Here is a 16,469-nt window from a genome sequence, read left to right as displayed (position 1 = left end):
GACGGAGTTATTACAAGCGAGGAGCTTGCCCTATTTACAGCAGACTTAGAGCTGATTCGAAACTTCAAGTTGCCAGAAGAAGTAGGGCCCAATCCCCCGCATAGGAGCGTGCCTCTGCGATGATTACGAAACCACTTAACGAGCTGACGATTGCTGAAGCCGCAACACTGATTAAAAATAAGTTGATATCTCCTGTTGAGCTTACAAAATCCTATTTGAATCGCATTGAGAAAGTAGAGCCTTCTGTGCAAGCCTTTGTTACGGTCACCGCCGAACAGGCTTTGCAGGCCGCGAGAGAGTCTGAACAAAAACTGATGAATGGCGAATATCTCGGTCCTCTGCATGGTATTCCCTATGGAGCCAAAGACATTATCCATACCGCTGGCATACGCACCTCCGCTGGATCAAGTACCTTTCCAGACTTCGTACCCGGAACGAATGCAACAGTGATTGATAAGTTGCAAGCTGCAGGAGCTATCCTGCTCGGCAAGACAACAACGACGGAATACGCCTTTCAGGGAGGAGAACCACCAACCCGCAACCCATGGAATTTAGAACATACCCCGGGCGGTTCCAGCTCCGGCTCTGCCGCTGCAGTAGCGGCTGGCATGGCTTCCTTCACACTCGGGACACAGACCTTTGGATCTCTGCTTAGACCCGCAGCTTACAACGGATTAACCTGTATGAAACCCACTTACGGCAGAGTTAGCCGTAATGGTGTCATCACAGCCAGTTGGAGCCTGGATCATATTGGCGCATTCACTCGGTCCGCACAAGATAACGCAATCGTTCTGGAAGCAATGGCCGGGCAAGATGAGCTGGACTCCTTCACGCTTCCTTATGGCAAGCCAGACTTAAAAAATGTTCTTGAGCATCCTATTTCAGAAATGGTGATCGGTCTCCCGAGCAACTTCTTCCAAACCGATGAACCAGCGATCTTGTTAGCGGTAGAGTCGGCAATCGCTGTGCTTGAGAAGCTGGGCATGCAATGGAAGAAAGTTGACCTGCCCTCTTATATGGAAGAGACCATTGCTGCTCATCGTACGGTTATGCGGGCAGAAGCTGCCGCCTTCCATCAGGAACGCTTCGCGGAAGCCTCTGATCGTTACGGCCACACGATGCGGGAGCAGCTTGAACTCGGTTACCAGACGAGTGCCGTTGATTATTTGCAGGCACAACGCATCCGAACGATATTCCGGAGCGAGATGATGATGCTTTTCGATGAAGTGGATGTGTTATTGACTCCATCAACACCCTATGTGGCCCCATACGGCTACAAGACGGGGAGCCCGATTTTTAACGGACCGTTCACCAATACGGGTCTACCGTCCATCACCGTACCCATCGGGTTTGATACCACCTCAGGGAAGCAATTACCTATCGGCATGCAGCTTGCTGGTCCACTCATGCGAGAAGACCGCCTGTTGTCCATCGCTCATCATTATCAGCAGGCTACGAACTGGCATCAGTTAACACCAATCATACACATTCATTAGGAAAGGAATGACCGCTACGATGTCTACCATCATACATGCAAGTGCAGCACCCAAGTTCCCGCTTCCTTTCTCCCATGCTGTCCGCGCAGGAGATTTCCTCTACGTCGCAGGTCAGGTAGGTGTCGATCCACAGACGCTTGAGCCCATTGGCGGCATTAAGGAGCAGACGGAGCAGTGCATTCGTAATATTGAGGTGATCCTGCAAGAAGCCGGACTTACACTCGATCATATTGTGAAGGTAACCACTCATCTGGCCCGAGTCGAGGATCAACCCGAATACAACGAAGTGTATGCGCGAATGATTAAACAACCCTATCCCGCCCGTATTACCGTATTCAGCGGTTTAGGCCCTTATTTAATTGAAATGGAAGTGCTGGCGTATGCGCCTTCCATTCGAGGAGAATAACACATCACCAAAGAGCACCTGTAGCCATAGATGGGTACAGGTGCTCTTTTTGTTCTAGAAACCCGGTTCTCTTTTGAAAAACGGGTTTCTTTTCGTATTCCTATTTTGTTTTGAAGCGAGATGCTTCTTCGGCAAGTTGTTTGGTCAGTCCATCGATTCTCTGCACCATATCTGTCAAATGTTCCGTCATGCCGGACTGTTCCTGCATTGTTGCTGTGACTTCCTCAACAGAAGCCGACACCTCTTCACCGGAAGCAGACAAATTCTGTGCAGCCCCAATGACGTCATCCTTATCACGTTCAATGGATTCGATCTCCGTGGCAATAGCCTGAACCTGGCTCATCATCTCATTCATATTCTCGGTGACAAAATTGAATGTCTCCTTGGTCTGGCTAACACTGCTCTTATGCTGTTCCGCAATCGCTTCAATAGCCTGAACACTTCGGTTATTCTGCTCCACGTGATCAATGGTCTGCATTACAATTCGGTTGATATCCTCCGATTGAGCTGTCGTCTGCTCTGCCAGCTTGCGGATCTCAGAAGCAACGACTGCGAAGCCACGTCCCTGATCACCAGCTCTCGCCGCCTCGATCGAAGCATTCAACGCAAGTAATTTCGTCTGATTTGCGATTTCGGCAATCGTACCTGTAATCTGGTGAATGCCCGAGGAGCTTTCGGCGAGTTGCACTGTAATTTTGGAGATGTTGCCAACTTCAATCTCGTTCTGCCCGTTCACCGCAATGAGTGCATCAATAACTTCATGATTATTTTTGAATGCATCCGTAATTTCATCTGCCTTGAACTTCACTGCCTGTGACATTCCATTCACGTTGGCAATCTTGTTACCAACATTCATGAATTTGTCCACAATGGCTTCCGTATCGTTGGCCTGGGACTCCATCGCTCGTGAAATCTCAAATGCTGTTGTCGTTGTTTCGGCAATCGTGGTCGAAGTTTGCTGAGTGGACTGTTCCAGCTCGGATGTACTAGTTTTCAGGATGCCGATGGAATGGTTCATGCTGGAGATCAGCTGTTTATTGCCTGCTGCCATGGTATTGAAGCTGTCCACCAATTGTTTGAATTCTCCGCTATATTTACCTTGAGCCTGCACCGTCAGATCGCCGTCAGCAAGCTGTCTGAACAACACAGTTAGTCTTGTAATTGGTCTGGTTACCAGCAAAGAGATCAGAATACCCGCTACGACGGAGACCGCAATAGCACTAAACAGAACAATATACATCTGTTTTGCCATCGCACGCAAAGGCTTCTGCACATCACTCAGTTTATCTTCAACAACGACGGTCCAGTCTGATCTTGGTATTTTGGAGTAATACGCCACTTTCTCATCTGTGCTAATATCCCCTTGCTGTAGTTCAGCGCCAGGAGCAAGATCTATCAATGATTGGTATTCGCCGGACTCCATCTTCTGGCCTGCCAACTTCTCATCCGCTGAATCGTAGATGACCGTACCTACACGGTCCAGAATGATCACTTTTCCCTCATCATTAATATTGATATTTTGTAGCTGATTAACGAAGAACGAGGTGGATGCTGCAGATACGAGCACTCCCTGTACTTCTTGATTCTCATTGTAGATTGGCATGGCAAAAGCCGTACCTAGTTGTCCTGAGGACTTGGCTACAATCCCTTCACTAATCACATTTTTACCCTGAATCGCTTCTTGGAAATATGCCCGATCTCCGCGTTCCGCCTTGATAACTGCCGGATCATTCGCTGCAATAATAATGCCATTCCGATCCAACAAAATCAGACTGTTGTTACCTTCCATACCTGCCAGACTGTCCGCAAGAATACCACTTGCCTTATCCAGCAGTTCATTGTTTTCCGAGAAAAAATTCTCCCCTTCCTGTCCATCCGTATTTCGAATCTCCAGCAGATCCTGGAAGGTCCGATGTGTTGTGATCAAAAAGGTGGATTGTTCTTCCAAACTTAGTGAAGCATACAAACCTGCCCCCACCCGGTCCGAGGTTGCTTTAATCTCATCTTTGCTTTTGTCGAGTGTGATGACAGCCGCTACAGTGTAGGATACTACTGCAGTTACCGCCAGTACGATACACACCAGCAGACTGATCATAAGTGGCAGTTTGACTCTGAACGACATGTTGCGCATGCGTTCTCTTGCCTTGCTAAATACCATGATTACATTCACCATCCATTTTCATTTTCATCATTATGAAGTCCAAATTCTATGTATCTACTTTATATCGGTCGATATCAAATAATCTGTAAGCTGTTTCGCCAGTTATACTAGGTCAAAGGCCACTGCAAACGATTGGAAAATGAAGACTTTGGGTTAATACAAAATATAACATCAACATCGTATAATATATAAAATACATATCGTGCAGGAAGAGGGACGACGCATTGAATCCGAAAATGCCTACTTTATTAAAAGTCGAATAGGAGAAGTGATATGGCAAAAACAGCATTACCTACGCTATTAAATGTCGTGCGTATTTTATTGAGTGTGAAACTGATCTACGTGATTGTGTCCTTTATCGTGTTCCTCATTGACTTCAACCAGAACATGGAGGCCTATCTGGGTTTCTTACGTAAAGGAGATGATCTGGCTTACGCCTCTGGCGTAATCTTAGCCAGAATGTTGTTTATCATCGGTCCCAGCCTGCTCGCTGTTATATTCATCACCAAAAGAAAGTTCAAGCTCACCGTGACGTTTCTGAGTCTGGCGCTATTCGTTGCCATTCCAAATGAGAGTAACCTGTTCACCCTGATTCATCTCTTCGCCCTGCTCATCGTGCTCTTGCATCGTCCAAGCAAGATGTATCTGAAACGAAAGGATACCCCTGTCAATGAAGCCGTAGTTGAACCGAAGAATTAATTCGAAAAGGGGATCACATGATATTGAAGTCCAGATACACGGTGGAGCGCATAAGATATGATGTCATAATAAAAAAACAAGGACGTTCCTATGTATTACAGGAAGGTCCTTGTTTAATGTGACTCATTATACAAAGTGATTGTAAGATTTACAATTACAGTGCAGCTTGATAGATTTGTACTACATCTTCACGCTGCAAGTTTTTGAAGAATCCGAACGGACCAAATCGCATCGCTTTATCAGCCATTACGTCAATCTGACTGTCGTCGATGTCATAGTCCGCCAGACGGCTAGGGGCACCAATCGAAGTCCAGAATGTACGCAGCGCTTCAATCCCTTCTTCAGCCACTTGTTTGTCCGACTTTCCAGTAGGATTAATATCAAATACATTAATGGCCATACGTTTGAATCGATCTACATCCACATCCAGATTATGCTTCATCCAGTGTGGGAAGAGGATTGCAAGACCTCCCCCATGAGGAATGTCATACACAGCCGATACAGCATGTTCTATATTGTGAGAAGCCCAATCTCCGGCAAGACCCATATTCAGGACATCGTTAAGCGCCATTGTTCCGCAGTAGAGAATGGTTTCACGCAGTTCATAGTTTTCTGGATCTTTAATCAGACGAGGGGCCGTATCAATAACGGTACGAAGAATCGTCTCACAGAATCCAAGCTGGACCGGTGTATTCGTATCCAGATGGAAATAGTGTTCAAACACATGAGACATCATGTCTACCATGCCGTATACAGTCTGATCCAGTGGTACGGTGTATGTGTACTCCGGATCAAGAATGGAGAACACCGGGAAAGAATACTCGCTGAACCATGCCCATTTTTCCTGCGTGTCCTGATTGGTTATTACTGAACCGTTGTTCATCTCGGAGCCTGTCGCTGCCATCGTTAGAATTGTACCCAGTGGAAGGCCGCCTTCTGGGGTTGCTTCGCGCACAACAACATCCCACATGTCTCCATCGTATTTGGCTCCTACTGCGATGGCTTTCCCGCAGTCAAGCACACTGCCGCCGCCAACCGCAAGAACCAGATCAATGTTATGTGTTCTGCATAGATCTACACCCTTATGAACCGTAGACAGACGAGGGTTCGGTTCCACACCAGCCAGTTCCGTAATCTCTGCTCCGATTTCATTCAACTGGCTGATTACCTGATCGTACAGCCCGCTACGTTTGATGCTTCCACCACCATATACAAGCAAAATACGCTTTCCGTATTTTGGAACTTCGGTTTGTAGTGCTTGAAGTTGCCCTTTGCCAAAAATCAGCCGGGTCGGATTATAAAACTGAAAAGATCTCATAACGTATGTTCCTCCAAAGAAATCTGAAATTTTGTGCATCCACCATTATAGTTCTCTTTATTCGCAAAAACAAATACAGGCAAGAAGGAGATAACAAATGAGTATGGAGTCTGTCACATTACAACAATTAATAAAACAAACCATTAATCAATATGTATCCTCGGATATTCACATTCTAAGTATCAAAAGTAACCCAATCGGTGCCGGATCTCAAGCCGTTGAATTGCTTCGACATCACATTGAATTCCTTATAAATGGAGTGAAAAAGGATATTTCTTACGTAACAAAGAAGGCCACGTTCATTGAACACTCTGCCTTGTCCAGATTATTTTTACAGGGAGCCAATGTACCCTATAGTCTATCAAATGAAGTTCATACTCAAGATCGCAGTCTGATCTGCATTCAGGATGTGGACTACCAAACCGATTATAGTCATCTGGATATAGACCTGCTTCAGAATAAAGAATTACAAGCACTGGCCTACATACATGGAACGAATATGGGGTCGAAAAAAGAACTGCCATGGATACCTATTGTGGATCGATCTCATATCATCGAAATGATGGAAAGACGCTGGAGACCGTTGTGGAACACCGCCATAGAACGTCCATCATTCATTGAGGAATTCGGATCACCGCTCATTTCGGAAATTGAAGCTGTAGCAGATCATATTGTAGATGATCTTGAAATTCTCATCGAAGATGAGCACACACATACGATGATTCATAATGATCTGAATCCTGGCAATGTATTGGTACACAAGAATGAGGATGTTTATTTTATCGATTGGGAGGAAGCAAGGTATGGCTCCCTGTTCTTTGATATCCCTCTGCGCTGTACACATTTGAAACAAGTTGATATCTATCGGGAGTCCCTAAGTTCTCACGGATACGATATTTCACAACATCAATTCGAGAAGTACTTCTCTCTGGCATCCCGATATCTCGGCATTCGTTATATGAGTTGGAACCTTGGGGTTTGGGAACAATACCCACATGCAGAAAACGACTTAAAAAGGTATATGAAAATGGTGACTCAACCTTTGTTCTCCTAATCCCTCATCAGATTAGACGTACGATGAATGCCTTGTTCTCCTGGATAAAAAAACTCCTGCCAGCAAAGTGGCAGGAGCTTACATCACATGGATTCAATATAACCATCGCATGCTTCCATAACAGGATGGTTTACATCCCCTCAGATATTAATAATTCGGTACTTAGGTTCTACCCCAGATCGGCAATCCGCTGTCCAATACGCGGAAACAGCCCGAAGGCATTCTCATAGAAGACTTTATCATGATGCTGTTCCGGTACAAGTCGGCGGACAAATTCGGCATACAGATCGATGGGCGCAAGCGGCCAGTCGGTGCCAAACAGCATTTTCTCGTAATGATCCGAATAGACCAAGGCCCGGCGGAAATGATCCATGAATAAAGGTTCGTTCATGAACCGTTCAAAATGAGGCCGATCCCCCACCACAAGACCAGACAAATCCGCGTACACGTTAGGATTCTTTGCCACCACTTCAGCTGCATCCATCACCCAGGGATCACCCAGATGACAGATCATGAAGTTCACACCACGCTGCTGCAAGGCTAATTCATCCACCGTCAACGGATGCGAATATTTGAGTAATCCATTCATGGAGTAAGTGTCACCCGTATGAATCACGACAGGCAGGTTGTACTTGGCTGCGAGTTCATAGACCGGAGTATAGATTTTGTCATACACATAGTGATGATAGTATCCGGCATAGAGTTTGATTCCGGCTACTTCAGGGGATTGCAGTCTTGCTTCAATCCGGTCCAGCTCGTCCTGAGCGTGTTTACCGTCTAACGCATTAGGATTGATCCCCACACATTCCATGAGGAATGACGGAACCTTCTCTTCCAGATCAAGTCCCATCGGGTTAGGGGAACTGGAATCCGGGAACGCTCCCTTCGTCTGCTCCGTAACCCCCATTCCGATACCCATAATGACGTCGTTTTTATCAAACTCCGCTTTAAGACCAGCGGCAGAGTAATCCACTTTAGACAGATCAATCGCTGTTCGGTGAAAACTGTCGATGTCCGACAGGTGAATATGAATATCAATGATCGGCATGTGAAGCCTCCTTTTCATCGGTAGAAGTTGCAAAATTAAGTTTGAGAAGGTCCTGCACATCCGGTGAACTTAGCGGGATTGGTCCCAGAACCAGATACGTCGGCTCCGTCCAGACCGTCTCCCCCTGCTGGAGTGTCAGATGATGATGAACATTCAGACCAGTCACCTGATTATTGGCAAACCCCCATGCACTCTGATTCGGGTAACGATGGACCGCATGCAGCATGTTTTCACGCGAAACCGATCCTACTCGCAAAAGATCTTCAAGTGGCAGGCCCACATCCACCTTGCCCAGCGGGAATCGATCTTTACCCGGTTGCTCTATCCAACCTTCCGCAAATACAGATGAAGGCTGGAGGAAACGTTCCTCCGCAAGCGAGTAATCCGTCAGCGTCAGGCCACTTTCGTTTGTTACGGCAAGCAACGTGCATAGCACAGGAACACCGGGCAGCATCAGATAATGCTGGTGGATCGTGATTCCACGATTCGCTTCATGCTTCTCAATCCGGGTGGTCAGCTTTATACCCTTCCAGACGTTGCCGTATTGATCCTTCTGCTCTGTCCAGGAAGCGGCTCTTTGTTCCAACTGGCGGCTGAAACCATTCATGCCTGGAACCCCGACACCCAGCCCGCCATACCACGGATTCCACCACGAGCGTGGAGCCGGTTCAGGGTACGAGCTATCCAGCCATTCTTCTCCTGCATATTGCAGGGAATGTACTACACTCCCGAATACAGGAGCAACAGCGATCGACAACACTCCATTGTCTACAGTGTACAAAGGTCCAGCAGAACCTTCTTCAATCTTCTGCTTCACCTCTGTTCCGCTCTGCGGGAACCAAAGGGCAGTTCGCTCCTGAATCCGATCTTCGCCCCGGTATAGCCCACGAACTTTCCAACCACTCACGTGCTGGTCTCGGTCCGCTTCGTCTGGTGAAAATGTCAGCTTGGCGGAGTTTAGGTTCTGCTCCGGACTGAATTCCTTAGCATTTGCCATAACCTCCGGTTCGCCACCCTGTTGCACATATAGCTCCAGCTTGCCCGCAAGCGGAACCAGTTTGTGTTCAGTCAACGTTGCTTGCAGCTCGTCTGGTGCAAATGGATTCCCCTCACTTAGTGTCAGATCCAGATGACTGTCCAGCAACGGAATGACCGGGTTACGCTGCTTACGTGCAAACGCACGGAAATCATGCCATTTGGCAAACGTGTTCAAAGCATATACAGTTGCTTTGGTCCGTACAACGGCTCCTGCGGCAATACGGCCAAGCTCATGCTGCAACCCCAGCGTGTATTCCGGGCGAAGCAGCTTCAGAGAAGGGTCCCAATAGATACCGCTGGCACCATACTCTTCTTTGCAGAACAGCCAGTTCTCCGTAATCTGTGAGCTATTCCAATGGCTCGGATCGCCAGCGTAAGAATCACCCATATCCACGAAGCGCCCCTGATAAGGAAGGATTAACCTGCTACCATAGAACCCAAAGTTATTCATTAGATACAGGTCCTCTTCCCAGGCAGTATCTCGTGTATTTTCAACCTCATGGTGGAATTCGGCGATTCCATTCGCAGACAGCTTGACCACCGACTTGATCTGCAAGCCAGGGAAATCCTCCGAGTCATACAGTGCTTCAAGAACCTGACGTTCCCCTTCGGGATAAATATTCACTTCTTTTGCTTGTTTCTTGGATAACTCTTCGGCAAACGGCTTACCCAGCTTCGGATAAGTCCACCAGAACGAATGACGGGAGCCCGGGTATTCAATCCACATGTTATTATCTTGCTTGTTCATATGGAGCGAGAATGCGCCGTTAACAGCCACCCATTGATCCTCAATCTGCCCGCCATATTTCCCTTCGATTCCCTTCATCAGTACAGAAAGTTTGCTTGTAAAAGAGATCGCATGGTTCCCCACTGGGACAGCCGTCACTTCTACTTCTTGGGAATAGAGACCATATGAACGCAAGGTGAAAGGCACTGGCACAGACATCTTACCTTTGGCAGGCACCGTAAAGCGCACCGAACGCTCCGCCCATTCCAGGAATTCATCCTCTGGCAGGTCCAAGCTGAACTCCGTTTCGGCATCCACATTATTTTCCACGTTCAGAACCAACTCCGCCGGGATGCCTGGATAGAGTTCCTTCACAGGCAAGATGGTCTTGATCTTGGCCGGGAATTTCGGGGCAATACCTAACCTGAACTCCGCTTTCTTACCGCCAATCAACCATGTGCTGACAACCACGGGATGAGTCTTATTGTTATTCTGTTCCTCTGTAATTGGATCAAGGTGAAACTCACCTTCCACGATGATGGTTTCTCCCGGAGCGACTGCTTGTGCAATGTCCAGCGCAAATCGAATGTTTTTGTTATCCTCACCCTTGATCTCAACCGCCAGTTCGGACGCAGAATTGTTCTTAATGCGATAGCGAACCTTATAGCTGGAACCGAATACCAGATCATGATCATCGACTTCTGTTGAGATTTCGTAATCTGGTGTTTCAAGGGCAGTCAGCCCGCGACCCGACTTTTCAAATTCAGCCCGCAGGGAGACATCTCCCTTTTTCCACGTGTAGTCAAAGAAATCAAAACCACGCTCCCGTCGGCCATCCGGCTCGACCACGAGTTCACGCGTGCTGTCTGCATACCAATCCAACTCCTCGAAATATGGAGCAAGTGCTTCGGTCTGCAAAATGGTAGGGATGAAATTCATCAGATGTACATTATCATCTTTTTTCTCCCAGAAGAATCCACATTTCTTGTACATCGGTACAGCCTTTGTATTCCCTGCCCATGTGAACAGATCCAGGCGGGGCCATCCGGCCTCTACGGTCTTGCGCACAGCATTCAGGATCAGATTACGTCCAACCTTATAACCGTGATAGTCGGGGCGTACGTTAAGCAACGGTACATATAGGGCTCTCTCGTCATAGCGGTAATGAGCAAAACTGCAGAAGCCAACAACCTCTTTCTCATGAACGGCTAGAAACACATAAAGATTGGACGAACTCTCCATCTCCCGGCGAACTGTTTCCTCTGTTCTAAGGTTGGTGCCCCCTCCCCAGCTTTCATTACTACGGTTCCACATATCCGCGAGTGCGGCAGCGTAAGAGGGGTCGTATTCAATAATATGGATTTGATCAATAATCGAAGTTACTGTCATATTTGGATCTCCTTATCTTTATCTATAGGATGGTCTTTGTGAACTTTCGATATGGCCTTTGCCCGATAGCCGCAGAGATAATACAGGCCATGTTTGAAGAAGCTAGCGATAGTCTTATCATACTATAAATGGAAGCATTTTCAGAGAATTAAAAATCTTTCTTTCCAACTTATATGTGCCTTTCGGAAGCTCTTGTTAGAAGCGTCAAGGATGGACGAATCTATTTAGGCATGAAAGAAAAAATCCACGTCTTTTAGTTAGACGTGGATTTAGGAATATGATCAGCTACTAATTTTAAATTATGCCAATATAGAACGGACATTGCGTAGAACTGATTTCATAAATTCAGAGGTTGGTTCGGCATGCCCCGCAATTTGGATACGTCGTTGCCGCACATCAAGACTCTTCAACTGATCCGTCAAAACAACACCTGAAAATGGCAGCTCTTCTGGTAGTGTAACTTCAAAAGGATAATCCTTGGCTTGGCTCGTTATGGGACATACAACGGCAAAACCCGTTGTTTCATTGAATTCAAGTTCCGATAGAACAATAGCCGGTCGTCTCCCGGCTTGCTCGTGACCCGCTTGAGGATCAAAGTCAAGCCATATCAGATCGCCTCGTTTGGGAATAATCAAAGTAACTCGTTCCCTTCAGTACCAAAGTCTATTTCTTCATGTCTTGTATCCCGTTTCACTTTAGAGAGCAAAGTCTTTAGATGGTTACGTAGTTCCTCATTGGACTCTACAGGCTTGGTTTTTGGACGCAACAACAATTCATTATCTTCTGTCACCAAAATCTCGATTTCCGAGCCTTCTTCCAGATTTAGACGCTTAAGCAATTGGTTAGGAATGCGAATTGCACTGCTATTTCCCCATTTGCTAAGTGTGGCTGTAGTCATGGCAATCCCACGCCTTTCGTTTGATTGATGCTCCAATTATACCTCACCTCCCTACAGTTGTATATCTATATGATATACATGAAACAATAAAAGGATACATTGGAGCTATAGTCCCTCGGTAGCTTACCCTTGTATAATGTGCCTTGATCTCGACTGCCAGTTCGGACGCAGAAGTGTTCTTAATGCGATAGCGAACCTTATAGCTGGAACCGAAAACCAGATCATGATCATCAACCTCTGTAGAGATTTCGTAATCCGGTGTTTCGAGGGCAGTCAGCCCGCGACCCGACTTTTCAAATGCAGCCCGCATGGAGACATCTCCCTTTTTCCACGTATAGTCAAAGAAATCAAAACCACACTCCCGTCGGCCATCCGGCCTCCACGGTCTTGCGCACAGTAGCGTAAGAGGGGGCGTATTCAATAATATGGATCTGGTCGATAATCGAAGTTACGGTCATGTTCTGATCTCCTTCTCTTTATGTACAGGATGGTGAAGAAGCTAGTGATAGTTTTATCATACTATAATTGGAAGCATTTTCAGAGAATAATATATCATTGCTTCGGTATCCACTTCCGTATGAAGTGTCAATGAATCCATTCAACCCTTATGTATGGGTAAACATATTGCCGCAGTGTGCCCTGAAAAGGACATCCATGTGAACTTTGACAAGCTCTATTCGCTATTGTTACTCTTTGTACAGGAGTGTTTCTTTTATATATAAAAAAGATAGATTCATGGAGGGAAAGCATGACAGAATGGATCACGCAATTTATACTCTTTTTTAAAGATTTGTCATACGCAGGTCTGGTTATTGCCTTGTCGTTTGAATTCGTACCTGCTGAACTTGTACTGCCAATGGCGGGATATTGGGTGTATCTTGGGGATATGAAGCTTTGGCTGGCTATTCTGGCTGGTACCGTAGGTGGTACGTTTGGACCTCTGACGTTGTATGCCCTGGGACGATACGGCGGCAGGCCGATGGTCGAAAAATTCGGCAAGTATTTCTTGATTCGCCCCCACCATCTAGACGCTTCCGATAAGTTCTTCGAGAAATATGGCAGCGGGGTAGCTTTCTATGGACGTTTTGTACCCGGTATTCGGACCGTGATCTCCATCCCATGTGGAATGGCAAAGATGAATGTGTTTAAGTTCAGTATCTTTACCTTCTTGGCCATGCTTCCGATCACCTCATTGTATATCTACCTAGGCTTCAAATTAGGCTCTCAATGGGAGCATGTGGATGAGATTGTTAAACCTTATATCGTTCCGGCAGCGGTGATTTTCTTAGGTGCTTTTGGATTGTACGTGCTTTTGAAACGTTGGAAAAGAAGAACGGCTTTGAACAAGTCATAGGCTTGTTGAGGAAATTCAGACTGTATAGTAAAGTGGCTGGTATATGATGAAAAAAAGTCCTTATTCTACATGACCCGTGGTTATGATTTGTTAAGATACTAGTGATAGATGATATACCGTACTAATCTACTCGTATATTCATATGCAAAGCCCCACCGATCATGGCGATCAGTGGGGCTTTATCAGTTCAATTGATAACTAAATCAATTCCTGCCTTCTTTTCAAATACACATACAACACTACACCCGATGCCGCACAGATCACCGCACATAAACCAATGAATCCATATCCCGCCTGAAGTCCGCGCAGCAGTCCCAACTGAGTCGTTGAACCGTACAAATTCTTCACGCCCTCAATCACCCAGCCAATCACATAGTTACCGATGACACTACCCACTCCCATCAAGGTAACCGTGAATGTAATCGCGGTGTCACTGCCGTTCGGATATCTGCGTGCGATAAATGCCATAACTGTTGGATAGATCATCGCTATTCCCGCGCCAGATATCGCAAAGAAAATCGCAAGTCGTTCTCCCCCTGCAAGCGCAACGAACGTACATACTCCCGAGAAAGCCGAGAACAGAATCAGTGACAATACAAATCCGATTCGGTCCGTCAATGGACCAAGCAGCAGGCGTCCCAGCGAGAAACTGAGGAAGAACGCAGACAGAAGCCCAGATGCTTTGACCGTATCCCACGTATAGGCTTTCTCCAGAAAGTTAACGAGCCAACCCCCAACCGCCAGTTCCGATACCACGCCAAAAGAAAGAATGAGCACCATCAGCCAAAGGGCAGGATCACGTGTTAACGTCTTGAGTGAAGTCCGATCTTCATGAGGAAGATCGTCCCCCGGGAATTTGCTGCGCAGCGCCGCAATAATCGGCAGCAGACAGAGTGACAGCATCACCAGATACATGCCGCGCCAGTCCAGTTCGTGTCCAAACACGCGCAAAGACATCACACCCGTCGCCAGCAAAGGTGCTACCGTTGAACTCAGCCCATAGAAGAAATGAGACAGGTTCATCATCGTACCTGTGTTTTTCACAAAGATCCGCGCACCCAGAATCGCCAAAGCAATCTCCAGCATACCGTTACCGATGTACATGAAGAAGTACGATGAAGCAAAGAGTGGATAGTTATGAGACATGTAAATGAACACACCCGATAAGATCATCGATGCAAACGAAATGATGCTAACCGCCTTGATGCCCCATTTGCGAACCAGAATAGCCGTGAAGGAGCAGGCGATCAGGTACCCCAGTGCGTTCAGGGACAATAACGTCCCGAGCTGTTTCTCATCCAGATTGAAGTCGAATTGAATGCGCGGAATGGCCGGCCCCTTAATATTTTCCGATATGCCAAATACGATAAATCCCAGAAAGATTGTTGCCAGCTGCATGGCGTACAGCTTGTTGAACTTTCGTTTGTTCCCTTGCGTACCTGCTTGCTGATTCAAAATAAGTTCCTCCAGTGTGTTCAGGAAAATGATTGCACGTTATAACTACGATTGCAGTACCATCTTCCGACCGCTGTTATCCCTGTATTTTTTTGAATTGTTCCTAAAGGTGAAAATACAGTGATAAAGGCGTTCTTCAGATTGGTTCTGCCCTCTACGTTATCGTGTCAATAATTTGTACATTTGAGGCAGGAAACATGGTTAAGCTTTATTCCTAAAAATAGAATACTCGTAAAAGCTCCTTTTTCCTTTACCACTGCTTCTCAACCACCTGAATGCGGTAGGTCAGGCTCTCCAGCGTCACCGCGACCAGCCCAGTCACATATTCGCGGCGCGTGTCTCTTTGGATGATCAACTCCGGCATATGCTCCTGTGGAATTAGATGATTCAGACAACCTTGCGTCAGTCCATCCCGCATAGCTGGGTCCATTGTATCACCTGTAACCACAATCGTAGCGGGGTTAATGATCGCGATGATGGATACAAGCGTCTTTGTGACGAGTTCCTGCAACCCTTCCGTCGTTTTCAACATTCGCAGTTGCTCTTCTCGTGACACGCCAAAAGGTAAAAAGGACACCTCGCCCCCAAATTGCGTATTCCCTGTCAGCGGACGACCATCAATGATAAAACCTGCACCCGGAAAATGGTTCTCCGGAAAAGTCACCACCGCAAAGTTCTTCTCTTCCTCAAATTGCTGCTGGTTGTACAGACCGTAAACGGTCAGGTTCATGTCGTTGCCAATGACCACTTCCACGTCTTCATATTGCTCCTTAAGCCTTGGCCCGAGTGGCTGATACATCAGCTCCGGTACGTCGCAAATGCCAATCACGCCGTTGTGCGCCACACCAGGTATACCGATACCAATCGCCTGCACATTGTGGTGTTGTTCAATCAGATTTGCAATTAGATCCTCTACCACCGTTACATTAATCTCATCCAAAAAGAGTGTCTGTTCATCCGCCATCTCTCCGTTCAGATTGGCATATGTATGTGTGATCGAGTGAATGCCACCCTCTGTTCGAATAATCAGGCACAGTACGCTTGCGTAGTCCGCATTGAACTGATACCGACTCGCAGGTCTTCCCCCACTCGATTCATCCGGGCCCAGATCGATAATTTCACCCGTTTGGAGTAATTCGTTAAGGATCGTGCCGCATGTTGCGACGCTGAGTTTTGTCAGGTTCGCAATCGAAGCCTTCGTGCCTACTCCCATGGATCGGAGCGTGTTCTTCACCAGTTCGACATTAATGCGCTTCACCTGTTGGGTGTTGTGTGATGTAGGTAACATGGTTAGTTATATGCCTCCTTTCGTTCATTTCGAACCATTCAATGAAAGTTTTTAAAAGTATTTTAATAATTGAAGTTTAGGGGGATTTGTGGGGAAAGTCAATGCTTAATTGGGAGCAAAAATCGTTTGGACGGGAAG

At 46.7% G+C, this 16,469-nt stretch carries 13 protein-coding genes; 5 read left to right on the top strand and 8 right to left on the bottom strand.

Annotation, left to right across the window (positions count from 1 at the left end; genetic code table 11):
• Positions 1-119: 119 nt before the first annotated feature.
• Positions 120-1,496, top strand: coding sequence for an amidase (locus tag MKY28_RS03505; protein WP_076252836.1), 1,377 nt, complete (start codon positions 120-122; stop codon positions 1,494-1,496).
• 19 nt (positions 1,497-1,515) lie between these two features.
• Positions 1,516-1,902, top strand: a complete 387-nt coding sequence (locus MKY28_RS03500; protein WP_047843941.1) for a RidA family protein — start codon at positions 1,516-1,518, stop codon at positions 1,900-1,902.
• 100 nt (positions 1,903-2,002) lie between these two features.
• On the opposite strand, the gene MKY28_RS03495 is transcribed toward MKY28_RS03500, so the two are convergent.
• The gene (locus MKY28_RS03495) at positions 2,003-4,060 is read right to left on the bottom strand and encodes a methyl-accepting chemotaxis protein (protein ID WP_051449996.1); all 2,058 of its coding nucleotides are present in this window, start codon (positions 4,058-4,060) and stop codon (positions 2,003-2,005) included.
• A 276-nt stretch (positions 4,061-4,336) separates the two neighbouring features.
• On the opposite strand from MKY28_RS03495, the gene MKY28_RS03490 reads away from it, so the two are divergent.
• Positions 4,337-4,762 carry a hypothetical protein gene (locus MKY28_RS03490; RefSeq protein ID WP_340934921.1) on the top strand — a complete coding sequence of 142 codons (426 nt, stop codon included), beginning with the start codon at positions 4,337-4,339 and terminating at the stop codon, positions 4,760-4,762.
• A gap of 154 nt (positions 4,763-4,916) precedes the next feature.
• Here MKY28_RS03490 and MKY28_RS03485 read toward each other — a convergent pair whose 3' ends face one another.
• Positions 4,917-6,080 (bottom strand): iron-containing alcohol dehydrogenase, encoded by a 1,164-nt coding sequence (locus MKY28_RS03485; RefSeq protein ID WP_340934919.1) that lies wholly within the window; start codon positions 6,078-6,080, stop codon positions 4,917-4,919.
• 97 nt (positions 6,081-6,177) lie between these two features.
• On the opposite strand from MKY28_RS03485, the gene MKY28_RS03480 reads away from it, so the two are divergent.
• Entirely contained in the window at positions 6,178-7,134 is a 957-nt protein-coding gene (locus tag MKY28_RS03480) for a phosphotransferase family protein (RefSeq protein WP_340934917.1), read from the top strand.
• A 169-nt stretch (positions 7,135-7,303) separates the two neighbouring features.
• Here the strand turns inward: MKY28_RS03480 and MKY28_RS03475 are convergent, their stop codons facing one another.
• The 4 genes from MKY28_RS03475 to MKY28_RS03460 form a co-directional block, all read right to left on the bottom strand.
• Positions 7,304-8,182 carry an amidohydrolase family protein gene (locus MKY28_RS03475; RefSeq protein WP_237177071.1) on the bottom strand — a complete coding sequence of 293 codons (879 nt, stop codon included), beginning with the start codon at positions 8,180-8,182 and terminating at the stop codon, positions 7,304-7,306.
• A complete protein-coding gene (locus MKY28_RS03470; RefSeq protein WP_340934915.1) occupies positions 8,169-11,336 on the bottom strand; it encodes a GNAT family N-acetyltransferase in 3,168 nt (1,055 codons plus the stop codon). Before MKY28_RS03470 ends, MKY28_RS03475 begins: the two co-directional genes overlap by 14 nt.
• A 299-nt stretch (positions 11,337-11,635) precedes the next feature.
• On the bottom strand, positions 11,636-11,971 hold the full coding sequence (locus MKY28_RS03465) for a type II toxin-antitoxin system PemK/MazF family toxin (RefSeq protein ID WP_340934913.1): 336 nt from the start codon (positions 11,969-11,971) through the stop codon (positions 11,636-11,638).
• On the bottom strand, positions 11,968-12,270 hold the full coding sequence (locus MKY28_RS03460) for an AbrB/MazE/SpoVT family DNA-binding domain-containing protein (RefSeq protein ID WP_051449997.1): 303 nt from the start codon (positions 12,268-12,270) through the stop codon (positions 11,968-11,970). Before MKY28_RS03460 ends, MKY28_RS03465 begins: the two co-directional genes overlap by 4 nt.
• 712 nt (positions 12,271-12,982) lie before the next feature.
• On the opposite strand from MKY28_RS03460, the gene MKY28_RS03455 reads away from it, so the two are divergent.
• On the top strand, positions 12,983-13,588 hold the full coding sequence (locus tag MKY28_RS03455; RefSeq protein WP_169483162.1) for a DedA family protein: 606 nt from the start codon (positions 12,983-12,985) through the stop codon (positions 13,586-13,588).
• A 198-nt stretch (positions 13,589-13,786) separates the two neighbouring features.
• On the opposite strand, the gene MKY28_RS03450 is transcribed toward MKY28_RS03455, so the two are convergent.
• Together MKY28_RS03450 and MKY28_RS03445 are read right to left on the bottom strand one after the other, a co-directional pair.
• A complete protein-coding gene (locus MKY28_RS03450) occupies positions 13,787-14,986 on the bottom strand; it encodes an MFS transporter (RefSeq protein ID WP_340937814.1) in 1,200 nt (399 codons plus the stop codon).
• A gap of 307 nt (positions 14,987-15,293) precedes the next feature.
• Positions 15,294-16,331 (bottom strand): ROK family protein, encoded by a 1,038-nt coding sequence (locus MKY28_RS03445; protein ID WP_340934910.1) that lies wholly within the window; start codon positions 16,329-16,331, stop codon positions 15,294-15,296.
• Between the last annotated feature and the right edge of the window lie 138 nt (positions 16,332-16,469).

Source organism: Paenibacillus sp. FSL R5-0473 (assembly GCF_038004565.1).
Classification (GTDB): domain Bacteria; phylum Bacillota; class Bacilli; order Paenibacillales; family Paenibacillaceae; genus Paenibacillus; species Paenibacillus amylolyticus.
This window is presented reverse-complemented; position numbering and strand designations above follow the sequence as displayed.